We start from the raw sequence: 25,288 nt of genomic DNA, 5'->3' as shown, positions 1-25,288 counted from the left end.
TAGCCTGCTCGGTACAGCTAAAACGATAATGAATCTGGAAAGGATTGAAGTTGAAGACGCAAAGTCATGCAGTCACTCAGGGATTGGTTCCACTCAAGATTATTTCTACCGGCAGCGCGCTTCCTGCGCAGCGGGTGACCTCGGCTGAATTAGATGCGCGGCTCAATAAGCCCGCCGGTTATGTCGAAAGCCGTTCAGGCATTATTTATCGCCACCATGCGGACAATCATGCCAGCCAGGCGGAACTTGGTGTGGCGGCGTTAAATGACGCGCTGACGCGGGGTGTTATTCCGCCAGCATCCATCGATCTGCTGCTGTTTGCTTCCGCGATTCCGATTCAGGCGCTGCCTTATAGCGCCAGTCACTTATTAAAAGCGTCGTCCCTGCCAAAAGGGACGGCCAGTTTCGATATTAACAGCAGCTGTGTCAGCTTTATTTCCGCGCTTCAGGTGGCGGCCGGGCTGTTAAATACCGGCGCTTATCGACGCATTGCCATCGTCTCTACCGAACTGGCTTCGCGCGGTATTGATTGGGATGACGAAGAGTCGTCGCTGATTTTTGGTGATGGTGCCGCGTGTGCCATTGTCGAACGCGGCGATGGGCGCAGCGGTATTGCGGCGTGTCTGCTGGAAACCTATCCGAAGGGCAACGAACTGTGCCAGATCCGCGCTGGCGGCACCTTACGTAACCCGCGTGCGGGGATGGAGCTGCATGATTTTCTGTTCCATATGCAGGGAAAACGGTTATTCAGGCAGGCTTCTGCCCTGATCGAGGGCTATCTGCAACGGCTGCTGGAGGCCAGCGGTTATTCGCTGGATCAGATGGCGGCGGTAGTTCCGCATCAGGCCAGCCACCTGTCGCTGGAACATATGCGTAAGCGACTGGCGATCCCGACCGAAAGGTTGATTGATATTTACCGCTATCACGGTAATCAGGTAGCGGCCTCTATTCCGACGGCGCTGCATCATGCCATCGTGACGCAGCGTCTGCCTGAGGGTGAACCCGCGATGCTGGTCGGTACGGCCGCCGGGTTGACGCTGGGCGGCATGGTATTGATCCCATGAGAGTCTTCGTCACGGGCGCGACCAGCGGACTGGGGCGTAATGCGGTGGAATGGCTGCTTCAGGCCGGGCATCAGGTGCTGGCGTGTGGGCGCGATCGCTCGGTGGGGCAGCAGCTTGAAGCACTCGGCACGCAGTTTATCGGTATCGATTTGGTGGACACCTCAGTAGACCAGTTTCGAACGCTGATGGCGGGCTGCGACGTGGTCTGGCACTGTGCTGCGAAATCCTCGCCGTGGGGACAATATGATGATTTTTATCAGAATAATACCGAGGTGACAGCACGGCTGGCCGACGCTGCCGGTCAGTTGGGTATCCCGCGCTTTGTACATATCTCCACGCCCGCGATTTACTTCGACTATCAGCACCACCTGAATATCGATGAAAGTTACCGCGCGGCGCGTTTTGCCAATCACTATGCGCAGACCAAATTTTTGGCGGAAGAGCGCCTTCAGGCGCTGACATCGCGCTACCCGCAAACCACCTACGTGATTCTGCGTCCGCGTGGCCTGTTTGGCCCGCATGACCGCGTGATTCTGCCGCGAGTACTGGAACAGATCGCGGTGGGCGGTGGTGTGCTGCGGCTCCCGCGCGGCGGTGAGGCGCTGCTGGATCTGACGTTTGTCGGCAACGTAGTGGAAGCGATGGCGCTTGCCAGCCAGCGCACGGGGTTAGTGTCTGGCTCGGCGTATAACATCACCAATCATGAACCAGCCCGCCTTGCAGATATGCTTGAGCAACTGCTGACCGGGCAACTGGGGATGAACTATCGCGTCAGGGCGGTGCCGTATCCGCTGCTGCATGCGGTGGCGGGTGGTATGGAGCTGCTCTCGTGGTTTAGCCGGAAAGAACCGCTGCTGACGCGCTACAGTGCGGGCGCGGTGAATTTCGATATGACGCTCAGCGCGGAGAAAGCTAAGCAGGAGCTGGGGTATCGGCCGCGTTTCTCCCTTCAGCAGGGCATCGAGCTAACGGGTAACTGGTTCAATACGCACCTTGCACCGCGGGGTACTGACCGACATGGCTAATATCTCAACGTTTGAAGTCGGGTACTGTCTGCATCCCGGCTGCATGGCGCTGCGTGGTGCGGGATGGAAAGTGTGCCGTTTTCCGGCACGCGTCTGGATGCTGGAAAGTCAGGGCAAGCGCTGGCTCTGGGACACCGGCTATGCCCAGCATTTTACCGATGCCACGCGATCTGGCCTGTTTCAGCTATACCGCAGAATGACGCCGGTGCATTTCGAGACGAAAGACGCGCTGATTCACCAGCTACACGGGCAGGGGATTCAACCGGCGGACATCGACGGCCTGATTATTTCCCATTTTCACGGCGACCATATCGCGGGGCTGCGGGATTTTCCTGACGTGCCGTTTATCTGTTCGGCGCTGGGATGGCAGCAGACGCGGAATCTGCGCGGTTTCGCGGCACTGAAACGGGCGTTTGTACCCGCGCTGATCCCTGAACATTTTGAGCAGGCGCTTCAGTTTGTCGAAAACTTCCCGCTTACCGATCTGCCTGCGGAGCTGGCAGCGTTTACGCAAGGCTATGCGCTGCCGGGTAGCGATAAAGAGATCGTGCTGGTGCCGCTGCCCGGCCATGCCGCCGGACACCTCGGCGCGTTTGTGCTGACTGAAAACGGCTGGGTGTTGCTGGCAAGCGATGCTGCCTGGTCGCCGCATAGTTATCGCGAAGGTCGTGGGCCGTCGCGGCTGGCGAATCTGGTGATGGACGATCCAAAAGCCTATTACCACACGCTGGATCAACTGCACCAGTTGCACCTGAACGGGCAGGTTGAGATTCGGCTGTGTCACGAGGGCGACCTATGATTCCGCTGATGACGATCTGGCACTATTTCCGTGCCAGACGCTTCACTTTTGCCACCCGTCAGGCGCTTGAGCGCCATCAGCAGCGCCAGCTTTCTCGCTTTGCTCGACGGGTGCTGGCTCGCAGCCCCTATTTTCGGCCTTACTGCCAGCTACCCATGACATCCTGGCCGATGATGGATAAAGCCGTGATGATGGCCGAATTCGATCGGATGAACACCGCCGGGCTTAAGCGGGATGAACTGCTCGCCTGCGCGCGCCGCAGTGAGGAAGATCGTGACTTCACGCCGAATGTGAGTGGATTCAGCGTCGGGCTGTCGTCCGGCACCTCTGGGCAGCGTGGGTTATTTGTCGTTAGCCCATGTGAACAGCAGGTGTGGGCGGGAGGCATGCTGGCGAAAATGCTGCCGGACGGGCTACGAGCCGGTGAGCGGGTGGCGCTGTTCCTGCGGGCGGATAACAACCTGTATCACAGCGTGGATAACCGCTGGCTCAGCCTGTCGTTTTACGATCTCTTTGCGCCGTTTTCCGAGCATGTTTCGCGACTGGAAGCGTGGTCGCCGTCGATTATCGTCGCTCCCGCGCAGGTGTTGCGCGAACTGGCGCTGGCGGTACAGCGCGGTGAGTTGCGGCTGACGGTCAAAAAGGTGATTTCCGTGGCCGAGGTGCTGGAACCGCAGGACAAGCAATTGCTCCAGCAGGTTTTCGGGCAGGTTGGGGAAGTGTATCAGGCGACGGAAGGCTTTCTGGCATCGACCTGCGAGCACGGTACGCTGCATCTCAACGAAGAATTTATTCACATCGAGCCACAGTGGCTGGATGACGAGCGCTTTACGCCCATCATTACCGATTTCACCCGCAGCACGCAGCCGATTGTGCGTTATCGGCTGGACGATGTGTTGGTAAAGCAAAAGACGCCCTGTGCGTGTGGTCGGGTGACGATGGCGATTGCCCGCATTGAAGGGCGCAGCGATGACAGCCTGCGATTGCCGAACAGCAGCGGCGAGTCTCAGACCGTGTTTGCGGATCTCTGTAACAGGATTATCGCCAACGCGCTGCCGCTGCATGCCGACTATCGGCTGGTGCAGCAGGGGGAAACGACGCTGCATTTATCCGCCGCATGCAACCTCTTAGAGCTGGAAGCCTGTCGGGATAGTCTGTCGCAGCAGTTTGCGTTGCAAGGCATTGACGTATCGCGGCTACGGTGGCAGTTAAGCGCCGGTGAGATTGCGCCGGAGTTTACGCAAAAGCGCAGACGGATTACCCGCGTGAAGGAGAGTGCATGAGGCTATTTCCGCAAGAAACGATGCTGTTGCGGCTGAAAGCGCTGCTCTTTGGCTGGGGAACGGTCGGGGTGGTGTATCAACTGAGCGCGCAGTTTCAGGGGCAGGGAACGGTGCTGCCGACGTCGTTCGTTGATGAATGGATCCCTTTTAGCGCCTCGGCGATCTGGCTGTATCTCTCCTTTTTTATCATCGTGCCGCTGTCTTACTTATCCTGCCCGATTACGCGTCTGGCGGGGCTACGCCGCGCAACGCAACTGACCGCGCTGATCGCGGGCGCGGTGTATCTGATTTTTCCGACCACGATGGTGTACCCGCAGGTTGTCGGGGACGATCTCTCCACGCGTGTGCTACAGCTTTTGCTGCGTATCGACTCGCCGCAAAACTGTCTGCCGTCGCTGCATATTGCGCTAACGGTGCTGGCGGTATGGGCGATGAGCGATAGCCAGCAGAAGGTGAAAACGGGCTTGTACCTGCTGTGGGGTGCGGCGATTGCCCTTTCTATCCTGCAATTGCGCCGCCATCTGTTTATCGATCTGGTGACGGGGGCGATACTGGCGGGGATCGCAGGATGGGTCTTTCTGCGTAGTCGAGAGGCGGTGAAGGCCATTTCCCCAGCGGCTCCGCTGCCTAACGATAAGCGCCAGCAGGAATGACATTATGATCGATTTAGCATTACCCATTGTTTTCATGCTGGTTGTGGTGATTGGCGAAGCGCTGGCTCTACAGTGGATGCAGCGCGAGAAAGTGAACTGGCATGACGTGGTGTTCAACCTGAATTCAGGGCATATCATGCTGTGGCTTTTTCGCAGCGTGGAAATTTTTTGCTATGGCTATGTCGCGGCGCATTTCAGTTTTGGCTGGGTGGAAACCTGGCCGCCGGTGCTGATGTGGCTGTTCGCGCTACTCGCCTGGGATTTCGGTTTCTATTGGCTACACCGCCTGCACCATACCTTCGGCGTGCTGTGGGCGGTGCATGTGGTTCACCATCAGGGCGAACATTTTAATCTGTCGTTGGGCGTGCGTAACTCCTGGTATTCCTCGCTGACCTCGATTCCGTTCTTCCTGATTCTGGCGCTGCTCGGCGTTCCGCTGTACGTGTTCGTCACCGTTTCCATCCTGCATTACAGCGTTCAGCTCTTTAACCATAATGCGATGACGCCCAAACTGGGCTGGCTGGAAAAGGTGCTGGTGACGCCCGCACACCATCGCGTCCACCACGTAAACGACCGTGCGTACGCCGATAAGAACTTCGGCGGCACCTTCATTTTTTGGGACAAGCTGTTTGGCAGTTTTTGTCCGCAGCTTCCCGACACGCCTTTCCGCTACGGTGCAGGCAGAGAAACGCCATCGAATAATCCGTTTTGGGCCAGTAACCTGCCTTTTCTGTCGTACCTGAAACTGTCGGTGCGTCGTACGCGTCAGGCGACATTTCACTGTACGCCGATGGCGTTGATTGCCGGGGCGATGCTGCTGTTTGCGCTGGTGGTGGGATACGTCTACCTGTATGGCTACGGCTATGATGCCGCCGATCTGTCGCAGGCTGCGCTCTTCCTGCTGCTGGTGGTGGGCGCTGTTGCGCTGGGTGGGATTTCTGAAGGGCGGCGCTGGGGTATTTATGTTTGGCTAGCGGTGGTGCTGCTATTCCCTGCCGTGTTTCTTGTCTATCTGGGCTGGGAAGCACTTTACTGGAAGATTGCGATGCTGATGCTGGCGCTGCACGGGCTGGCGATGGCAGTTGGCTGGGGCCGACGCCCTCTGACCGAGGAGCCTGAAAATGTCTAGTGTGCTTCCCGCCAAACCGTATCCTGCCAAGGGCGAACAGGCTTTCCATCGGGCATTACAGCGGGAAACGTCGGCCTATCTCCGCGCTAATCACGATCATCGCTTTGCCGACAGCGGGCAGTTTGTGAAGGCCGGGATTCTCTTTTTATGCTGCCTTGCCTGTTATGCCCTGTGTTTGATGCAGCAGACGGCATGGGCGTTCTTCCTGAGCTATTTCTCTTTCATCATGCTGTCGATGTTATTGAATATCATCGTGAATCATGACGCCTCCCATAATACGTTTTTCCGCAATCGAACCCTGAATCGCGTGGTCGGGCGCATCGTGACGCTGCCGTTAGGCATCGATCCCGATTACTGGCGCTTGCGTCATGTGGACTTCCACCACATCTATCCGAATGTGGAACATTACGATCTGGATACGGAAGAGAATGGGGTTTTCCGCCAAACGCCTTTTCAGCGCCACCGTCCCTACATGCGTTATCAGCATCTTTACTGGCCGCTGGTGGCCGCGTTCTCGCTCCCTTATATCGCCTGGATTTTTGACTGGGCCGATCGCTTGGGTAAAACCCCCGTCAATGCCCGTTCAGTACAGTTAGGCTACCGCGGATGGATGATTTTTATCGGCAGTAAAGTCGGTCATGTCCTGCTGCTACTGGTGATTCCCATCGTGGTAGGAACGGCACATGGCATTAGCCCAGACATCGTACTGTTAAGCTATTTGTTGGGGCAGATGTTGGCCTCGTTGCTGGTGGTCTTTTTGCTGCTGGGTACGCACTGGGCGGAGGCTGAATTCTATGCCGTTACCGATACGGAAACGATGCCTCAGGGCTGGTATCAGCACAACTTTGCAACCGCCTGTGACTGGCTGCCGACGCCGCGCTGGCTTGAGCGCTGGACGGGAGGGCTGCACTTACATCTGACGCATCATCTTTTTCCGGGGTGGCATCATCGTCATTATCCTGCGTTAGCCGCTATCTTACGGCGCGTGGCCGCCGAGCATGGCATGAACTATCGCTGTATTACCTATCGTGAGCTACTGGCCAGTCAGCGCCGGTTTTTAAAATTGATGGGCGAAGGTAACGATCGGCGCACTGTGCAACGTGCCGTGGAACAGGGAAGGGAGGAAGCATGATGCCCGCACCGCTAAAGCCGCTCCGCTATGAACAAAGCCGCGATCTGGCGTTGCATCGGGCGTTGATGAAGGCCGCGAATGACTATCTGGCAGAAACGGGCGACCACCGTTTCGCCAATGCCGGATTTATCGGCAAGATGCTGTTTCTGGTAGCGCTGTGTCTGACGTTTTATGGTTTCAGCCTCTGGCAGACGACGCTGTGGGCTTTTGCGGGCTGCTACTTTGGCTTTATTTTTACCGCCATGTTTCTGGCGGTGAACGTGGTGCATGACGCTTCGCATAACGTCTTTTTCCGGCTGCCGTGGGCGAATCGCCTGCTCAATATCGTCGTCAGCATTCCGCTCGGCATGGATTCCGACTGCTGGCGGGTGCGGCATGTGATTTTTCATCATGCGCACGTCAACGTGCAGCACTACGATTTGGATATCGAAGAGAACGGCGTTTTGCGGCAATCGCCCTATCATCGGTTTCGCTTTTTTATGCGCGCCCAGCGTTACTACTGGCCGATGGTGGCGTCGCTGACCTTCCCCTGCATCATCTGGTTTTTTGACTGGCTCGATCGGGCGGGGAAAACGCAGGTGACGCGCAATATGGCATTTCAGGGCGTGAAGGGCTGGGGCGTGTTCCTGTTATCAAAAGCGTTGCATGCTCTGCTGGCGCTGGCGATCCCCTATTGGCTGTTGTCGCCGACCATCATTAGCGTTGGATCGCTGCTGCTGGTTTATTTGCTGAGCCAGATGCTGTCGTCGCTGATTTTTGTTGTCCTGATTCTGGGGTCGCATTGGGCAAAAGGGACGTTCTATCAGGCACCGGAAGACGGCTTATTCCGGCATGGGCGCTATCAGCACACCTTTTCTACCACGGTGGATTGGTCTACCCGTCCCGCCTGGCTTGGTTATTGGCTAGGGCAGCTCAATATGCACCTGACCCACCATATTTTCCCTAACTGGAATCATCGGCACTATCCCGCATTGTCGAAAATTATTGCGGACGTCGCCCCGCATTACGGTATTGATTATCAATGTATTACGTTGAAAGCGATTTTGGTTGAGCAGCAGCGCTTTCTTAAAAAGATGGGAAATGGCAGCGAAAAATAACCATTACCCATTTTATCAGCTAGTTAGGTTTTTTATTTTTCAAGGAGCGATACGTTATGCGTTATTTATCTCTGGCCGTTTCATCCCTGCTGTGTCTTTTCGCCTCGTCCGTCTGGGCGATGGATTGCAGCAAGGCCAGTACAGACAGCGAGAAAATGATTTGCGCCAGCAGCCGCCTACAGCAGCTTGATGCGGTATTGAACAAGGCCTATCAGGGTTACGTGAAACAAACGGACAAAGCGCAGGCGCGTCAGGAGCAGCGCGCCTGGTTGGCCGAACGTGACCGCTGTAAGGATGACGTTTGTCTGGGGAATGAGATGGTTTCCCGTATTCAGGCGCTGTCCGGTAGTGAAAATATCTCCCTGATTACACAGGCATCAGACCAGTGGGACTTTGTGCTCAGTGTGGCGACGTGCGATATCGACTCTTCTTACTCAACTTGTGAAGGCTCCGGCACGCTGGATATCTTTAAGAAAGGACGCGGCGACCTGTTCCAGCGTATCACGATGGAAAATATGTTCATCGAGCTGAACAAGAAGGGCGAAGCGACGGCGAATCTGGTCGAGGTTTATGGTGAGAACAACAGTGGGCTGGTGATTGATGACGCTAACTTCGATCACCACGCGGATATTATGCTGCGCAATGGTAATAACGGCGCTTACGGCGGGCCGTCTTACGATGTGTTCCTGTTCGATGTGGAAAAGCAGCAGTTTACCCAGAACGCGCCGCTGACCGAGTTAGCCAGTTCCAACCTCGGCCTGTTCGAGATTGATGAGAAGAGTAAGACCATCACGACGTTTACCAAAAGCGGCTGCTGCTGGCACCAATGGTCTACCTATCAGATAGCGAATAATAAGCCTGTCCTGATTGTCGAAACCACAGAAGCCTACTCCGAAGAGAAGCAGGCGATGGTCGCCACCACCCGTGAGCTGGTGGGCGGCAAGTGGCAGGTGAAGGAAGAGATTGCGAAAATCGACGAGCCGTAAAATTCCCCTGCTCAAAAGACAGACGCTGTCGGCTGGCGTCTGTCACCGCCTCACTTGCATCACACTCTCGTTATTCCCCCAACGTTCTCCGATACTTTGCAAAAGTGTTACGTCAGGCGTGCTCAGTATGACTTTTTTGCCATGTGCCAGACTGAGATGGCAGCCATGAAAAGGTAAATGCCGCGCAGAACGCGCAGCATGGCAAAACTTCACAAAAAAAACGTGTTTCGTTAACAACTCGTTTATGCGTTGTATTCCCTTACCCTACTTTGGAGACGCCTGACATGAGCATCACCCAGAAACGTATGTACATCAACGGTGAGTTTGTTGAAAACAGAAGCGGGAAGTGGATTGATGTGGTGAATCCGGCCACAGAGCAGGTTATTTCACAGATTCCGGAAGGCTCCGCTGACGATGCGAAGAGAGCGATTGATGCGGCAGAAGCCGCACAGCCGGGCTGGGAAGCGCTGCCTGCGGTTGAACGTGGCGTTTGGTTACACAAAATTGCCGACGGTATCCGCGAGCGCGAAGCCGAACTGACCGACACCATCATTGCGGAAGGTGGGAAAACGCACGGTCTGGCGCAGACGGAAGTGCTGTTCACCGCCGACTATCTGGATTACATGGCGGAGTGGGCGCGCCGTTACGAAGGTGAGATCATTCAGAGCGACCGTCCGAACGAAAATATCTTCGTCTTCCGCAAAGCGATAGGCGTCACGACCGGTATTCTGCCGTGGAACTTCCCCTTCTTCCTGATTGCGCGTAAAGCGGCGCCGGCGCTGATCACCGGTAATACCATCGTCATCAAACCGAGCGAAATCACACCCAATAATGCGGTGATTTTCGCCGAAATCATTCACAAAATCGGTTTGCCGAAAGGCGTCATCAATTTTGTTACCGGCTACGGCCCGACGGTAGGGCAAGAGCTGGCTGCTAACCCGAAAGTCGGCATGGTCAGCCTGACCGGCAGCGTGGCGGCGGGTATTGCGACCATGACGGCGGCGGCGCAGAACGTGACGAAGGTATCGCTGGAACTGGGCGGCAAAGCCCCAGCTATCGTAATGGACGATGCCGATCTCGATCTGGCGGTGAAAGCGATTGTCAGTTCCCGCGTCATCAACAGCGGGCAGGTGTGTAACTGCGCCGAGCGCGTTTATGTGCAGAAAGGCATTTACGACGACTTTATCGCGCGTATTAAAGCCGCGATGGAGCAGGTGACCTTTGGTAACACGGCGGAGAAAAAAGCGCTGGATATGGGGCCACTGATCAGCGCGGCGGCGTTACAGCGTGTGGAAGACAAAGTGGCGAAAGCGGTATCGCAGGGCGCGAAAGTGCTGCTCGGCGGCCAGCGTGAAAGCGGTACGGGCTATTTCTATCCGCCTACGCTGCTGGTGGACGTCAAACAGGATATGCCGATCATGCATGAAGAGGTGTTTGGCCCAGTGCTGCCTGTCGCGACCTTCGACACATTGGAAGAGGCGATTGCGATGGCGAACGACAGTGAATATGGCCTGACGTCGTCGATCTATACTCAAAATATCAACACCGCGATGAAGGCGCTGAAAGGGCTGAAGTTCGGTGAAACCTACATCAACCGTGAGAACTTTGAGGCGATGCAGGGCTTCCATGCGGGCTGGCGTAAATCCGGTGTGGGTGGGGCGGACGGCAAGCACGGCTTGCAGGAATATCTGCAAACGCATGTCGCGTACCTTCAATTTCACTAAAAGTGGCTTCACTAGAAAGGTCATTTCATTCGCGGTCATTCTATTGACCGCAAGAATGACACCAACAAGAAGAAGGATGGGAAAGGACGATGATCATCTCTGCTTCAACAGACTACCGAGCGGCGGCGCAGCGTAAGCTGCCGCCGTTTCTTTTCCACTACGCCGATGGCGGTGCGTATGGCGAGCACACGCTCAGGCGTAATACCGCCGATCTGGCGGATATCGCGCTGCGTCAGCGTATCCTGAAAAATGTCTCTGACCTGAGTCTGGAAACGCAGCTGTTCGGCGAAAAGCTGGCGATGCCAGTGGTACTGGCGCCCGTTGGCCTGACCGGGATGTACGCCCGACGCGGCGAGGTTCAGGCTGCCCGTGCGGCGGCACAGAAGGGTATTCCCTTTACGCTGTCTACCGTCTCCGTCTGCCCGATTGAGGAGGTCGCACCGACTATCGATCGGCCGCTGTGGTTCCAGCTCTACGTGTTAAAAGACCGTGGCTTTATGCGCAACGTGCTGGAACGCGCGCAGGCGGCAGGGATCAAGACGCTGGTGTTTACCGTGGACATGCCGACGCCGGGCGCGCGCTATCGCGATGCCCATTCCGGCATGAGCGGCCCGAATGCGGCTATACGCCGTGTGTTGCAGGCGATGGTGCATCCACAGTGGGCATGGGACGTTGGCCTGAACGGTAAACCACACGACTTGGGGAATGTCTCCGCCTATCGCGGCACGCCGACGACGCTGGAGAACTATATCGGCTGGCTGGCCGAGAATTTCGATTCCTCTATTTCGTGGCAGGATTTGGCGTGGATCCGCGAGATGTGGAAAGGGCCGATGATCATCAAAGGCATCCTCGACCCGGAAGATGCCAAAGAAGCCGTGAAATTCGGTGCAGACGGCATCGTGGTCTCCAATCACGGCGGTCGACAACTGGACGGAGTGCTATCGACGGCACATGCGCTGCCTGCCATCGCTGATGCGGTGAAAGGTGATATCACCATTCTGGCAGATTCCGGTATTCGTACCGGGCTGGACGTGGTGCGGATGATTGCGCTGGGCGCGGACGGCGTGATGCTTGGGCGCGCGTTTGTCTACGCGCTAGCGGCAGCGGGCGAAGCGGGTGTGGTTAACCTGCTGAACCTGATCGAAAAAGAGATGCGTGTGGCGATGACGCTCACGGGTGCCAAATCCATTGCCGACATCACCACGGACTCACTGGTGCAGGCGACCCAGCGGCGGTTGGATGGCCTGTAAGCACGGATGATGCGGCGAGAGGCATTTACCGTCTCTTCGCCGCGCTTTCTGATGGTATTTCACCGGACGACGGCTTTTTCCTATATTGCAAACGCCCCACTTCGTTCTATATTTCGAGGGCAGATTGAACGAAGGGGAAATCGTTGTGAATATTAAAGGGCTTACGAAGGGATTCTTCATCCTTATCTTATTTATCGTCACGCTGGCGTTTTTTGACATCCTGGCACCGTATTATTCCGCCATTTTATGGGCGGCGGTGCTGGCCATTATCTTCCATCCGCTGAAAAGCAAAATTCGGCAAAAATTAAACGATCGCAACGGCGTTGCTTCATTGCTGACCGTCCTGATCATCTTCCTGCTCGTCTTCATTCCGTTGGGGATCATTGTTTCCTCGCTGGTGGTTGAAATTAACGGGGTTTACACCCGATTACAGGACAGCAATACGCAATTCCCAGTGGTGCTGGCGGAGCTGATTCAGCATCTGCCGAAGTGGGCGCGACATTTCCTCGCGGAACACAATCTGGATAACGCCGCCAAAATACAGCAAGAGCTTTCTCAGGTTGTGCTGAAAGGTGGGCAATATCTGGCGGGAAGCGTGCTGCTGATCGGCAAAGGGACATTCACCTTCTTCATCGGTTTTGGGGTGATGCTCTATCTGCTTTTCTTCCTCCTGAAGGACGGCGCCTATCTGGTGAACCTGATTCTGGAATCGCTACCGCTTTCCACCCATGTTAAGCATCACCTGCTGGTGAAGTTTGCCGCGGTATCGCGGGCGACCGTGAAAGGCACCGTAGTGGTGGCGATTGTGCAGGGTACGCTGGGCGGTATTGCGTTCTCCATTGCAGGAATAGAAGGCAGCCTGCTGTGGGGCTCGCTGATGGCGTTCCTGTCGCTTATTCCCGCTGTGGGTTCAGCGATTATCTGGGTACCGGCGGCCATCTTCCTGTTCGCGACGGACATGCTCTGGCAGGCCGTTTTCATTGTCGCGTTCTTCGTGCTGGTGATTGGGCTGGTGGATAACATCCTGCGCCCGCTGCTGGTGGGGAAAGACACTAAAATGCCGGATTACCTGATTCTGATCGCCACGCTGGGCGGCATGGAAATCTATGGTATTAATGGTTTTGTGATTGGCCCGCTGATTGCTGCGCTGTTCATCGCCTGTTGGAACATCCTCTCTGGTCGCGATAATCAGGAGAATATTGAAGGCATCGACGAAGATTTTATCGAGGAAGGTCGCCAGCATCCGAGTGTGGCGAAGCCGGAACAGGATGAGGCGCTAGAGGGTCAGGAGGCTGAACGTAAGACCACGGAGTAAGTTCGCTGCGAGTAATGATATCTGATCATGAGTGAGAGGAATTGGTACTGGTTTGGCTGATTCCTCTTACGTCCAACTCTCTTGCCCCTCGGGCGTAATCCACACGACGCCTGCGGGCGCTTTGGCGAAGAACCACAGGCCAAATTCGTCGACATCATCCAATTCATCATCGGACATTTCAGATGGAAAGGCATGGCGGAGTTGGTCGACCTGATGCTTTGGGTCGCCTTGCAGACAGTCTCCCTGACTGGCAAGCCTGATTCTGCCTTCCGCGATGAGCCGTTCCAGCAACGTAAAAAACAGCGCCTGACGCTGGGCGTAGGTTCTGGGAGTGACCCGACACTCCACCGCGATATGTTGCCATATCGCGCCCATCGACAGCCCGTATGCGCTAGTCGCAACAGCATCGTAAATGTCGTTGTCGTCCATATTCGCTTCTCTCTTCAGCATGCTCGCTGGCTCAGCGCGTTGGGTCGTAAGCCTTTGCCTCGGCGTCCCACGGTATGCTGTGATCGTCGACCACGACGTGCCATTCACAGTGTGTCAGGGCGGTGCGGATTTCGGATAAACACTGGCACCAGTGTTGTACGCCAATCCAAGTGGCTTCTTCATTGCTATCGGGGAGTTTGGTCGAGCCTGAGAACACGATGCCTTTTCTGAAAACGTTACCGATTTTCGCGTTGAGGGTGAAATTAAATGATTCCCAGTTTATGCCGTCGCCGGTCGTCAGATATTTCTCAATGTGTTCATTAACGGAATGGCGTTGGACAATCTCCTTCACGGCAGATATCTCTTTTGGGCTCAGGGATTTTTTACGTCGTGCGGTGTAATAGAGAGAAATTGCCACGTTGCCTCGTTTATCATTAGTGTTTAAGGTGAGGTAATACAGGATAAATTTTCGAATAAAAAACGACGTAAAATAATCAGGATGTTCTGATTTTATAAAGGTAAGGGATGGTTATGTTTGGGAAAATGCTTCTGATAGGAATAAGTGCGGTATTCGTCAGTGGATGTTCGGTTGCGACTTATAGCCATAAACTGGAGGATTATCAGGGCGCTGACCGCGTCGGTATGACGTTCGATAACCGCAATCTCGACTATGTTCGCGTTTATCCGACGACCGACAGATGTATTAATATTGATGCACCAGAAAATGGCTATACCAATAATGCGTTTGGGTTCCAAACTAAGCTCAATAATAAAGAACTCGGCTTCCCTGAAATCCCAGAAACGCCAACGATGATTCGTGAGTTTTGGGTCAGCGCGCAACACAATATTGCGGTAAGAATGATTGCTGCTAATGGTGGATTTAGTACCGTCACGTTTAAACCTGTGGTCGGGAATTACTATTACGTCACTGGCGCATTTGCCGGACCTTATTCGCCACGCCGCCTCGAAGTCTATGAAGTATTCAAGACTGAAAAAGGCTACTACGACCGCCGACCGGTCAAAGATTTGATGCTGAAAAACTGCGGCCAATTCTCTTCCAGAATGCAGAAATTTTAATGCTTGGCCAGACAGTGACGCTGTCTGGCCGTCTCACCGAACTTACGTTAACTGTTTCCCAGAAAACGTGCCGGCATACCAGGCATCCATCACCGACAGCAGGTTTTTCACTTCTTCGACGGTCAGGCCGTAAGAATCCGCGTTTTCATGAGGTTTAACGACGAGCAGCGGAACATCCGCACGCGTGTGCAGGTAATCGAACTGATATTCTACCTCGGTGTTGTAAAACAGGCTTCCGCCAACGTTTCCGGCCTTACGTAATTGCTTGATCTGTTTATCTTTCGCGTTCGGATCTTCTGCCCAAATCAGGAAATCACGCAGCGGCTGTGTCTGACGGGCAAAATCATCACGCGTGAAGCCGAAATAGGCATAGCGCTTTCCTACTACTAACGCAATTTTGCTCTTATCGTCAGTAATTCTGACGTTAAAAGATCGCTTATCCACGGTGCAGTCACGAAACTGCGGTTTGTAATCACAGGCAGAAAGGTTCTCGGCTTCATAGACTTCATAAAGGCGCATTGTGGCGTATTTATCGAAGGTGGTGAGCGCCTGACAGCCGGTCAGGGCAAGAAGGATGAAGGGGAGGACGAGATAACGCATGTCGGTTGTTTTTCCCTGTTTTGTTACTGGTGAAGATGTTCCTGAGATGGTGTTCAGTGGCGGTTTTTGGCATCGACATTGTTGATAACCATCATAATTTTCCATTGAACATGTCGATAGTTTCGTCTTTATTCAAATCATTAAAATGAGCTGGGGCTGAAACCTGTCCCTTCATGAAACCAATGCGTGGTACTTGCTCGATAACGGGAGGAGAAACGATAGTGCTGTGGACGATCAGATGGTCCTCACTCGCCTCAGTTAACCGATTGATCATTTTAGATAAATATGGTTTCCCCTCATGATGGTTCACCTTTTCCATTAATCCTCCGAAGCATTGAGCCGAACTTTCAAAAAAGCCGATTTTATGAATGAGCCTACTGATGGTGGAAAAATTGGTCAATCATCTGACGGATGAGAATGTAGGCTGGTTTTGGCGTCGCATCCATTCGGTTGAGAAAGATGGGACAGTATTCCCATAATACTGGTAAAAGTGGGAATATAGTCCCATGTTGTTTAATTTTTGCTCTTTTCTACATTGATTACCTGACAATGTGGGACTATATTCCCATTAATAAATCAATACTGGGAATATAGTCCTATTTTTATGTGAGGTAGATGATGGCCAAGCGAGACATGTATAGGGTGCTGTTTCCAAGGCAACGTAAGATATTGACCACGTTTGGTGAGGATTTACTGCTTGCCGTCAAACGTCGTGGATTCACTAAAAAAATGGTCTGCGACCGTACGGGATTTGATACCAAAACCGTTAATAAAGTGTTCTCTGGCGATCCGGGAGTGGCGATTGGGACTTATCTAAAGGTCATGGCCGTACTGGGTATGGAAGAGAACTTTGCCAAACTTGCAGCGCGCGATGAAGTGGGCATTAAGTTACAGAACATCAAACTGTTGGAGGGCACGAAATGAGCCGGTCCATCGTTGAGGTGTATGCGTCCTGGATGCCGATTGATACTCCTTTGTTGGTGGGGCATTTGACGTTTGCAGAAACCAGTCGTGGCGGTGTGTTCAGCTTCGCTTATGACAAACACTTTTTGACATCCGGCTATCGTTTGCAGATCGATCCCTTATTGGCGTTGCACGGTGGGGAGCTCTATAACGATTTGGCGGATAAAAATTTCCGTGCCTTTCTGGATTCCTCTCCCGATCGCTGGGGACGCATTTTGATGCAGCGACGTGCTGCAATTGAATATCGAAAAGGCCTGCGAGCGACCACGAAACTGACGGAGTTGGATTATCTTCTGGGTGTTCACGATTCCTATCGAATGGGCGGTATTCGCTTTAAGCTGGCTGAATCGCAAGATTTTTTAGACAATAACACCGAATTTTCCGCGCCACCGATGGCGTCGCTGCGTGAGTTGGAACATGCAGCCATGCATATTGAGCGGGATGACAACATCGACAGCGATGATTATTACCGCTGGCTCAAGATGCTGATTTCTCCGGGATCATCACTGGGTGGTGCCAGACCCAAAGCGTGTGTGACCGATGCAGACGGTCATCTGTGGATTGCCAAATTCCCCAATCAGAACGATACATTTGATGTAGGTGCCTGGGAAATGGTGTGTTACCAGCTTGCGCTGGCTGCGGGTGTCGATATGTTTCCGAGTGAAATACGCAAATTTTCTTCTGAATATCACACTTTCCTGACTAAACGTTTTGACCGCGTGGGTGATAAACGGATTCATTTCTCATCGGCCATGACGCAACTACAATATTATGACGGCGAGCAATCCGACGGTGCCAGCTATCTGGAAATCGCAGAATTTTTAAGTAATAGCGGTGCGCAAACCAAAGTCGACCTTGCCCAGCTATGGCGAAGAATCGTGTTTAATATTGCGGTATCCAACACGGATGATCACCTCAGAAATCATGGTTTTTTGCTCACTGATAAAGGCTGGAAGTTATCTCCGGCATACGATTTGAACCCGATAGTGGGTAAACATGGCTTACATCTCAACATCACCGATACCGCTAACGAACTAGACTATGCACTGGCCTTCGAGGTGATCGATTTCTTCCGCTTAAGCCGCGAGGACGCAACCCGTATCTATGATGAGGTACTTGGCGCAGTGAAAGGCTGGCAAACTGTCGCAAACCAGCTAGGTATCAACCGCAGCGAGCAACTTGCCAAAAAAGAGGCGTTTAATGTGTAGCGCGGGTCGGTTTATTGGCATGTTTCTATAAGGACAACATGACGGGCAGCGTCTCTATATTGCGGGGTAATAAGGACAAAACGCCAGCCAATAAGGACGGTTCATCAGAAATTTGTCCTTACTGGGCTCGGATAGGGACAGTTTTAGGTGGGGTTTACAGTGTGAGTTGATGTGGCTTGTTCACTGATTACCAGCAATGCCGGAATCAAATGCGCGCAGGTGTTGAAATAGGCGCTGAGGTGTTGAAGATTTTCTGTGGTGGTTTCTTCGGTCAGCGATTCGCTAACATATTGTAAACCGTGGCATAGCCCTTCTACCGACTCTGCGGCGATTGCGCTGAGATCGTCACGTTGAGCACGACTAAGGTGCTTAACGGGTAACGAAGCGATTAGGCCTCGGAAAATGGTAATGGAACTCTCGGCTGCGGCAGTATTTATCGTGATCATTGGCGATCCTCCTTGAAAGTCAGTACCGCCAATTGTCGATGCTTTTTACGGGTTCAGATACTACGAGTTTCGTAGCCATTCACTTGGTAGTCATAGAAATTAAAAATGCACTGAAAACAGGGCGTTGTGGAAGTCAGCGGAATAGGGTGGAATGAATATTAATATTGAACTAGACAGGTTCGTTGATAAATTTTATGAATATGGTTTCTCAGAAAAAGAAATCACTGAGCAGTTTTATATTTTTTGTGCGGATTTTATATTAAATACCAGAAAGACATAGAAAACCTGACATTTTCAAATCGTTAGGTAGTGCTGAGTTTTCTGCTTCTTTCCTACTTTTTCCATATTGAAAAAATCAGTGGTGATTTTGATAGATAAATATCGGCTGAATAAATTTTTTCTTTCCATTATCAGTTTCATTATCAATCATGGTGGAAAAACAGAGCGAGCTTATACCCATGAAAAAAGAAGTATGACGCTAACAAGCTGATGAGAGCTTCAGAAAACGTCAGGAAGAACGGTTGCCGATGATAATAGCCTTTGTTGTAAAGGGTACCCTTTAAGCGACATGCTTAATTATTTTTTCTATTCAAAAACTACACGAAATAACGGTTTTTTATTTTAAATGCTTACCTGAGAGCGTATTATATCCATGCAGTAGATACTACGGATCTGTGTCGTAGAATGGGATTTTTTGTATGGAGGCATAATGTCCAATCTTATTTATCTTAGCGTTACCGGGGAAAAGCAGGGACTGATATCAGCAGGATGTTCATCGCTGGATTCTATTGGGAACAAGTATCAATCCGCACATGAGAATGAAATTTTTGTTTATGAGTTGGTGAATAACATTAGTCGGGAAGAAAATATTTCTCTTCTTCCTGTAGAAATCAGAAAACCAATTGATAAAGCTACACCACTTTTCGCTCAGGCAATCAATGATAAGGAAAAACTGGAGTGCGTTTTTTCTTTCTATAGAACGGCTCAATCTGGTGGAAATGAACTTTATTTTAAGATGAAACTTCGGGATGCACTTATCAGCAATATCCGTTTTTTCTATCCTAACTCACTGACACATAATGAAGTTCAGCCACAGGAAAGCGTATCATTCAAATTTGCTTCTATTGAATGGGAGCATGTTATTGCGAGAACAAGTGCATACATGCTTTGGCAGAATGTAGCCTATTGATAATATTAAAGTTAAAGGCCGATCTACTTTCGGCCTGATTTTTTTTGAGCCATATTTGATGTTGATAAATACGATTATAGCAATTGAAAGCAACATCAGTTTCATCCAGTGTTCTGGAATAAACGAGACATAAAAAAGCCATAATGCTATGGTTATAAGAACTAAAACCTCAGTGATTATGAAATTTTTTATTATGTTTTTCATAATTGCTTTACTTTTTTCTCGATCTTTTTGAAAAGAACTTTACATCAATATAAATAATGATGCCGATGGAAATTAATATCAACTTAACGCTATGTTCAGGAATAAAAAAGAGGTAAAAGAACCACAGGCCAGCAATCAAAACCAGCATTATGCAGGTGGAAAAAAAGTCTTTTATTATATATTTAATGAAGTTCATTGTTTTATAATTCCATTAATAAAATTGATAACCTCTGTCTCATTATTCTGTGAAATTAGTATGTAAGCTGGTAAGACTGGTTCGATCAGGAAATACAACATTTCAACTTTCATTGAATAAAAAGACCAGTAAAGTGGTGGATTGATATCACGTAAATGGCGGGCGGACATGGAAGCTTTCTGCACTTTGCCATAGAATGCTGTTAAAGTTATTCCATGAAGAGAATATTTGTTGATGTTTTTTCTAACAATGGCTCCAAAACTAAATGAAGACGCAATTGATTTTGCTAATAGATAGGAAATTGACTCTTTTATTGCTCGATTTGTTATCACCTCTGATGTTGTTCCCAATACAGATTTAGCAATCATTAACTGTTTATGTTCATCAAAGTTCTTCATTAAGATATCAACATATATCTTTATCATGTCAAGGATAACATCCTCTCTTTTATATATTTCTACTATTGCAAAGAACATGCGACGGTCTTCAAATTTAAGTTCTTCACATACATCATTATATTTTTCAAAGAGACATGATGCATACCAGCTTGTCCTCTCCATACCATTATATAGATCGGTTGTTAAGCTTATTGTGTTGCTCTTTAATTTCTTTGTTATGTCATCTAAATGGGTTGCGAGAACCTTGTCAGACTCCATTTTGTATTTTAAATATTCTGATGCTTGCATTCTATTATTCCTTTTACAAAATCTTTCTCCTTTTATGCACGAAGCTTACCCGAATAATTGGCAATATTTCAATGTTTTTGCTTGTCTGATAATTTTCATTCTACTAATTATAGGGTGAAATTATTGTTTTTTGAGAGAACACGATAATATATTCTGATATAAACAAAATTTAGTTGTTATAAATTATGATGAAAAAGCCCGCGATATCGCAGGCTTATTGGTTTTTTGATAGCAGGTGATTCTTTGTGAATCGTTACTCGATATTCTGAATCTGAATGTTGATTATTAACAATAAGTTATTTTTATCAGATGGTTAAAAAGAAAATAAAAGAAATTTTACTCTATACCCCCCAATCTACCCACCCTATGGATAGAGAGTTGGCTTACAAAAAGTTGGTATCAAAAGTCAAAGAAATAGCTTTCATTTTAGATAAGTGATGTTGAAACAAAAAAAGAGATGTAAGCAAGGTTTTGACATGATAAGTTAATCTCTTATATATTATCTAATCTCATTATTTATGTGTTAATTTTTTAAATTCGAGAGCTATTCTATGACTATTATTGCTGGCATGAGTTTTAATGATTACCCTGTAATTATAAGCGATCTATTAATTACAGGTGATAATCATGATCAATTTCCCAATAGTTTAATACCTACCCTGTCTGACTGTGAGCCACACTTAATTGATTCAAAATTTTCCATTTGCGGAATGATGAAGAAAATAGAAATAATAAATGAAAATTTTGTAATATCATGGGCAGGTGATGTGTTTGAGGCAATTAATATTATAAAAGCACTTAAGGATAAATTTGAAAAATTAATTCCTGCTGATGAAAATATTCTTTTGGAAATAGGTTCTAGCAAGAATGTTTCTTTTATTTGGTGTGTGATCAGAGACGAATGGCCAATGTTAAATTCATATAACTCTGAGGTTAAAGAAAAAAGCATAAAATCATTTGATAAATTAATTTATTCAGGGACCGGTAGTGAAGCGATTGAGGAAGCCATAGATATTTTTGAGAATAAGCTTCCTGTGGAGAATGTTGAAGATATAGTTGTTGATTCGGTGTGTAGTTGTCTTTTTATGTTCAGTCATTTAATGAATCACGAGTTAATTTATAAAAAACACGCCAATACTCTAAAAGATCGTTTCGGCGGCGGTTATGATGTTGTTTGTTTTTATGACGGTAAATTTCGAAGAATTAATGACATAACTTATCTATATCTTGATGCATCAATTACAAAAAAAGGAATGATAAAAATAGAGGGTTCAGGAACACTTATAAAGCAATTAACTGATGATGATGTAATGTATATCAGGAAAATTAATTTTGAATTTATACATAATATAGACAACGAAGTTCTTGCCACAAAAATAATAGAGGATGATAGTTATGACTTAACTGGTAAAATATCTACTAGAAAGAACGAAAATAAACTAATACAAGACAATGATTTAGCTTCGTCTTTCATGTGTGTTAATGTTAGAGTTAAAGGTTCTGATAAAGGTAGCATGGCTTATATTCATAAGTATGCTAATAGTGTCTCAGCCGCAGAAAAATCAATCAGATTTGCTTGCCAGCACAAATTTTTGGCTATCAAATTTAACCAAAATTACTGGAAAGAATTTGAGAGAAATATTCTAGAATTTTACAAAAGTTAATAATGGATTGAATATGAAAAAGAAAGATTTAATTAATTTTATAGACATTAGTGAGTTGAGAAAAATATCAAGTGTAATCGCATCGTATGATGTGATTGATAACATAAAAAATCCAGACGACATGGCATCTTATCTATATGAAGGTGGTAATAATTTACTGTTCGCATCTAATAAAGAAAATAATGGAACAAACAGAAGACTGCCAAAAGCTATATGGATCAAGGTTAGGAATGAGTTAAACTTGTTGTTGTGTACTGATGATGAAAAATATAGTGATTTATGGGAAAAAATAAATCGAATTGAGAAGATTTCTACGCAGTACGTTATTACGACAATTTCTTTGTTTCTTTGTGATAAATTTAACTTTGATAAGTTAATCGCAGGTGCGATTGGCCAATTTGTTGCTATAGTATTTTTCTTTGCTTTAAAGGTTGGTAAAGAATCATATTGTAGTACTTATATTAAATAGCAGGCTGATTATTGAATGTAATTCAATCTCAAATTTTAGAGCAGGCTATCTATTAAATGATAGTCTGCGCCATTACAAAAAGTTAATATCTTCTATGAGATTTACTTATCACACCACATTTTACACCATCACTATAAAGCACTAATAAATGAGAAACTTTAAAACCTTTGAATAGATTGTAAGCTTTGTGAAAACTTTCATTAGAACCTACAATACTAAAATTATTTCTGATTTTTTGTTTTTCTATTATTTCTTTGTAGGTATGTTCATTTAAATCTTCCATGATACAACCGGAAGAATCTACTAAGTTGAGTAAGAAATCTGCTATGTTTCTCTTATCAAGAATTGATATGACATCGTTTGTCTCTGAGTCTAAACATATGATGAAATTAAATCTTTTTGATAAGTCTAATTTCATATTGTCTTGAACTTCAATGAAGTTTTTATCAATCCTATCTATAAAATGAGGTTTAACTTCATTGGACGGGTCAGGTGATGTACGTATTGCGTCATTTAAAGTTGAATAATGCTTTACCCAATCACTGGTTTCACTACAAAGCCATGAAATCATCTCAATAATATCATTATGCATATTAGTGATATTGAGGTGGTGAATGGGTTCATGATGAGCAATTCGATTTCTAAAATGATTTATATTTTTTGCGCGTGTTCTCAATGTACTCAGGTTTATAGTTGAATGAGGTAATAGTGCAAGTAAATTAACCTGCCAGAAACAGTTATGATATTCACTTCTAAAAAGATTAGACCAAAAATCAAAATTTAAAGTTGATACAATACTATCGGTAGTATCATATTTTGCCCTATTTAAAGCAGTTTGAAGAGAGTTTAGACTATTTGGGTTTAGGTGAGTTTGAAAAACGTGTTCCTTAGGCCACTGGTTGCCAAATTGTTTTATAAATATTTCGTTAATTTTATTACGAAGGGTAATCTCAAGTATATGTAAAGGATACAGAAAAGATTTTGACAGACGGGCATTGTAAAGGTATAGATTGAAGGCATATTCACGGTTGAATCCAGCATTTACAAGATATGGACTAAAACGTGCCGAGGATAGGCGTACTTCAATCAAATTGCCATTGTTTACATATGAATATGGTGCTTGACTATCTGCCATTTTTCGGTATAATTCCTTTTGTAAAGCAGTTGGTGTGATGCTTCTTATGGATCGATTATAAATCCATTACGCGTCCCCAGCAAGAGTACAGAACCCCGTGACAGGCCAGGCGGCCCCTCACGGGGTTTCGCTTTTTGGACTTCTGACTTTTTCTCATCTCTCATTATCCATCAATAAAAATCAACTATCTTCTTGATAAATAAATATTTTTAAAAATAGATTGAGTGTCAGAACTTACTAGACATGGATAAACTATCCTTTGCATACTCTGGTATCAAAAACGAGTAGATCGCTGGTCTGTGTCATATGGTGCAGAAATGATGAAAACCTTTGAGGCAGATGTTTTCCCGTTCATTGGACACAGACTCATTGCTGATATTCAGGCAATGGAATTAATGTCAGTGCTCGAAAAACTGGATGAGCGTGGTGCTACAGAGAAGCTTCGCAAAGTGCGGCAGCGCTGTGGGGAAGTCTGGAAATATGCCATCGTGACGGGAAGAACGAAGGATAGCCCTGCCCTGAATCTCGACAGTGCTTTTGCTCCACATAAAAAAGAGCACTATGCATTTCTGACTGTTGATGAATTACCGGAGTTTTTCCGCACTCTCAATACGTATAGTGGCAGTATCCTCGTAAAACAGGCTATGCGTTTGCAGGCATACACCGGATTGCGTCCGGGTGAATTAAGGGAAGGGCGTTGGTCAGAAATTGATTTTGATAAGCGCTTATGGGAAATCTCCACCGAGCGAATGAAAAAACGGAGACCTCACTGCGTTCCACTATCTGATCAGGTTTTATCTATTTTTGAACAGTTAAAACAAATCACAGGGAATTACCCATTTATTTTCCCCGACAGAGTCCAGAACAGTAAACCAATGAGTGATATGGCGATGAATGTTCTGATTAGAAGACTCGGCTATGGTGGTCGGGTAACCTGACACGGATTTCGTCATACCATGAGCACTATCTTGTATGAGCAAGGCTATCCCTCTGAATGGATTGAAACCCAGCTTGCTCATGTTGATAAGAACGCCATTCGTGGCACCTATAATCACGCTCAATATCTCGATGGCAGACGTGAAATGTTGCAATGGTATGCCGATTATATGGATAGCCTTGAGAAAGGCGGCACTGTCGTCTATGGGGTTTTTAACCAGCGTGCTCAGAAAAAATAACAGAACACAATAATGATTATATTTTAACCAAATGTATGTTTATTAGATTATTTAATCTCACAGGGAAATTCGGTGTCATTTTTTATTTACAGTAAAATGAGAAATTAAATTATAAATCTATAATAAAAATAAATAGCTTAATGAGATATCAATAATGAAGTTTTTATTAAAATGTAAAGTTTAGTTCTTATAATGGCTTTATATTTTACAAAATATTTGACAAATAATAGGTAAGGTCTTTTATTTAAAGGGTTTTCTAGGTCTCAGGTGTGCATAATAAAAATTATGCACACCTGAGACCTAAATGTAAAATTTTAGCTTGTAATAACCCAGAATCAGAGGGATAGATTTATATTTTAATAATAATTTTTTTGTAAAATTTACCCTCGG

At 48.0% G+C, this 25,288-nt stretch carries 25 protein-coding genes and 1 pseudogene; 19 read left to right on the top strand and 7 right to left on the bottom strand.

Features of this window, described 5'->3' with window-relative positions:
* Positions 1-50: 50 nt before the first annotated feature.
* The 12 genes from MYB54_RS21125 to MYB54_RS21070 all read left to right on the top strand — a co-directional run bounded on the left by MYB54_RS21125 (position 51) and on the right by MYB54_RS21070 (position 13,457).
* The gene (locus tag MYB54_RS21125; protein ID WP_040035595.1) at positions 51-1,064 is read left to right on the top strand and encodes a ketoacyl-ACP synthase III; all 1,014 of its coding nucleotides are present in this window, start codon (positions 51-53) and stop codon (positions 1,062-1,064) included.
* Positions 1,061-2,089 (top strand): NAD-dependent epimerase/dehydratase family protein, encoded by a 1,029-nt coding sequence (locus MYB54_RS21120; protein WP_248721321.1) that lies wholly within the window; start codon positions 1,061-1,063, stop codon positions 2,087-2,089. The genes MYB54_RS21125 and MYB54_RS21120 overlap by 4 nt, the downstream gene beginning before the upstream one ends.
* Positions 2,082-2,888 (top strand): MBL fold metallo-hydrolase, encoded by an 807-nt coding sequence (locus tag MYB54_RS21115; RefSeq protein WP_039285020.1) that lies wholly within the window; start codon positions 2,082-2,084, stop codon positions 2,886-2,888. Before MYB54_RS21120 ends, MYB54_RS21115 begins: the two co-directional genes overlap by 8 nt.
* Positions 2,885-4,171, top strand: coding sequence for a F390 synthetase-related protein (locus MYB54_RS21110; RefSeq protein WP_104213007.1), 1,287 nt, complete (start codon positions 2,885-2,887; stop codon positions 4,169-4,171). Before MYB54_RS21115 ends, MYB54_RS21110 begins: the two co-directional genes overlap by 4 nt.
* On the top strand, positions 4,168-4,824 hold the full coding sequence (locus MYB54_RS21105) for a phosphatase PAP2 family protein (RefSeq protein WP_205593270.1): 657 nt from the start codon (positions 4,168-4,170) through the stop codon (positions 4,822-4,824). Before MYB54_RS21110 ends, MYB54_RS21105 begins: the two co-directional genes overlap by 4 nt.
* Before the next feature lie 4 nt (positions 4,825-4,828).
* Positions 4,829-5,953, top strand: coding sequence for a sterol desaturase family protein (locus MYB54_RS21100; protein WP_248721320.1), 1,125 nt, complete (start codon positions 4,829-4,831; stop codon positions 5,951-5,953).
* A complete protein-coding gene (locus MYB54_RS21095; protein WP_248721319.1) occupies positions 5,946-7,085 on the top strand; it encodes a fatty acid desaturase family protein in 1,140 nt (379 codons plus the stop codon). Before MYB54_RS21100 ends, MYB54_RS21095 begins: the two co-directional genes overlap by 8 nt.
* Positions 7,085-8,182, top strand: a complete 1,098-nt coding sequence (locus MYB54_RS21090; RefSeq protein WP_040035616.1) for a fatty acid desaturase family protein — start codon at positions 7,085-7,087, stop codon at positions 8,180-8,182. Before MYB54_RS21095 ends, MYB54_RS21090 begins: the two co-directional genes overlap by 1 nt.
* Positions 8,183-8,238: 56 nt before the next feature.
* Entirely contained in the window at positions 8,239-9,168 is a 930-nt protein-coding gene (locus MYB54_RS21085) for a lysozyme inhibitor LprI family protein (protein WP_248721318.1), read from the top strand.
* Positions 9,169-9,452: 284 nt separating this feature from the next.
* Entirely contained in the window at positions 9,453-10,892 is a 1,440-nt protein-coding gene (gene aldA, locus MYB54_RS21080) for an aldehyde dehydrogenase (RefSeq protein ID WP_080164195.1), read from the top strand.
* Between the two features lie 89 nt (positions 10,893-10,981).
* Positions 10,982-12,142, top strand: coding sequence for an FMN-dependent L-lactate dehydrogenase LldD (lldD, locus tag MYB54_RS21075; protein WP_039285051.1), 1,161 nt, complete (start codon positions 10,982-10,984; stop codon positions 12,140-12,142).
* Positions 12,143-12,287: 145 nt separating this feature from the next.
* Positions 12,288-13,457 (top strand): AI-2E family transporter, encoded by a 1,170-nt coding sequence (locus tag MYB54_RS21070; protein ID WP_248721317.1) that lies wholly within the window; start codon positions 12,288-12,290, stop codon positions 13,455-13,457.
* 66 nt (positions 13,458-13,523) lie between these two features.
* Here MYB54_RS21070 and MYB54_RS21065 read toward each other — a convergent pair whose 3' ends face one another.
* Both MYB54_RS21065 and MYB54_RS21060 read right to left on the bottom strand, forming a co-directional pair.
* Positions 13,524-13,907 (bottom strand): DUF596 domain-containing protein, encoded by a 384-nt coding sequence (locus tag MYB54_RS21065; protein WP_014913724.1) that lies wholly within the window; start codon positions 13,905-13,907, stop codon positions 13,524-13,526.
* 10 nt (positions 13,908-13,917) lie between these two features.
* A complete protein-coding gene (locus tag MYB54_RS21060; RefSeq protein ID WP_187290682.1) occupies positions 13,918-14,304 on the bottom strand; it encodes a hypothetical protein in 387 nt (128 codons plus the stop codon).
* A 113-nt stretch (positions 14,305-14,417) separates the two neighbouring features.
* Here MYB54_RS21060 and MYB54_RS21055 point away from each other — a divergent pair, with 113 nt between their 5' ends.
* Entirely contained in the window at positions 14,418-14,963 is a 546-nt protein-coding gene (locus tag MYB54_RS21055; RefSeq protein ID WP_014913726.1) for a hypothetical protein, read from the top strand.
* A gap of 42 nt (positions 14,964-15,005) precedes the next feature.
* Here the strand turns inward: MYB54_RS21055 and MYB54_RS21050 are convergent, their stop codons facing one another.
* Both MYB54_RS21050 and MYB54_RS21045 read right to left on the bottom strand, forming a co-directional pair.
* Positions 15,006-15,563, bottom strand: a complete 558-nt coding sequence (locus MYB54_RS21050; protein WP_014913727.1) for a hypothetical protein — start codon at positions 15,561-15,563, stop codon at positions 15,006-15,008.
* A gap of 91 nt (positions 15,564-15,654) precedes the next feature.
* Positions 15,655-15,882, bottom strand: a complete 228-nt coding sequence (locus MYB54_RS21045) for a hypothetical protein (RefSeq protein ID WP_014913728.1) — start codon at positions 15,880-15,882, stop codon at positions 15,655-15,657.
* Between the two features lie 296 nt (positions 15,883-16,178).
* Here MYB54_RS21045 and MYB54_RS21040 point away from each other — a divergent pair, with 296 nt between their 5' ends.
* A complete protein-coding gene (locus MYB54_RS21040; protein ID WP_043901785.1) occupies positions 16,179-16,487 on the top strand; it encodes a hypothetical protein in 309 nt (102 codons plus the stop codon).
* Positions 16,484-17,734: a type II toxin-antitoxin system HipA family toxin gene (locus MYB54_RS21035; RefSeq protein WP_014913730.1), complete on the top strand. Its 1,251-nt coding sequence runs from the start codon at positions 16,484-16,486 to the stop codon at positions 17,732-17,734. Before MYB54_RS21040 ends, MYB54_RS21035 begins: the two co-directional genes overlap by 4 nt.
* A 143-nt stretch (positions 17,735-17,877) precedes the next feature.
* Here the strand turns inward: MYB54_RS21035 and MYB54_RS21030 are convergent, their stop codons facing one another.
* Positions 17,878-18,180: a hypothetical protein gene (locus MYB54_RS21030; RefSeq protein ID WP_014913731.1), complete on the bottom strand. Its 303-nt coding sequence runs from the start codon at positions 18,178-18,180 to the stop codon at positions 17,878-17,880.
* A 709-nt stretch (positions 18,181-18,889) separates the two neighbouring features.
* On the opposite strand from MYB54_RS21030, the gene MYB54_RS21020 reads away from it, so the two are divergent.
* Positions 18,890-19,369, top strand: coding sequence for an Hcp family type VI secretion system effector (locus tag MYB54_RS21020; RefSeq protein WP_039550285.1), 480 nt, complete (start codon positions 18,890-18,892; stop codon positions 19,367-19,369).
* Positions 19,370-19,765: 396 nt separating this feature from the next.
* On the opposite strand, the gene MYB54_RS21015 is transcribed toward MYB54_RS21020, so the two are convergent.
* On the bottom strand, positions 19,766-20,455 hold the full coding sequence (locus tag MYB54_RS21015; protein WP_014913735.1) for a hypothetical protein: 690 nt from the start codon (positions 20,453-20,455) through the stop codon (positions 19,766-19,768).
* Positions 20,456-21,006: 551 nt separating this feature from the next.
* On the opposite strand from MYB54_RS21015, the gene MYB54_RS21010 reads away from it, so the two are divergent.
* Together MYB54_RS21010 and MYB54_RS21005 are read left to right on the top strand one after the other, a co-directional pair.
* Positions 21,007-22,119: a hypothetical protein gene (locus tag MYB54_RS21010; RefSeq protein ID WP_248721316.1), complete on the top strand. Its 1,113-nt coding sequence runs from the start codon at positions 21,007-21,009 to the stop codon at positions 22,117-22,119.
* Positions 22,120-22,132: 13 nt separating this feature from the next.
* Complete coding sequence (locus tag MYB54_RS21005) at positions 22,133-22,588, top strand: hypothetical protein (protein WP_248721315.1); 456 nt, start codon at positions 22,133-22,135, stop codon at positions 22,586-22,588.
* Positions 22,589-22,670: 82 nt separating this feature from the next.
* Here MYB54_RS21005 and MYB54_RS21000 read toward each other — a convergent pair whose 3' ends face one another.
* Positions 22,671-23,723, bottom strand: coding sequence for an Abi family protein (locus tag MYB54_RS21000; RefSeq protein WP_248721314.1), 1,053 nt, complete (start codon positions 23,721-23,723; stop codon positions 22,671-22,673).
* Between the two features lie 269 nt (positions 23,724-23,992).
* Here MYB54_RS21000 and MYB54_RS20995 point away from each other — a divergent pair.
* Positions 23,993-24,898: pseudogene (locus MYB54_RS20995) on the top strand (tyrosine-type recombinase/integrase); the annotation flags it as partial.
* Between the last annotated feature and the right edge of the window lie 390 nt (positions 24,899-25,288).

Origin of the sequence: Pectobacterium nicotianae (assembly GCF_023272715.1) — a bacterium.
Classification (GTDB): domain Bacteria; phylum Pseudomonadota; class Gammaproteobacteria; order Enterobacterales; family Enterobacteriaceae; genus Pectobacterium; species Pectobacterium brasiliense.
The sequence above is the reverse complement of the archived record's forward strand: the minus strand, read 5'-3'. Positions and strand labels throughout refer to the sequence as shown.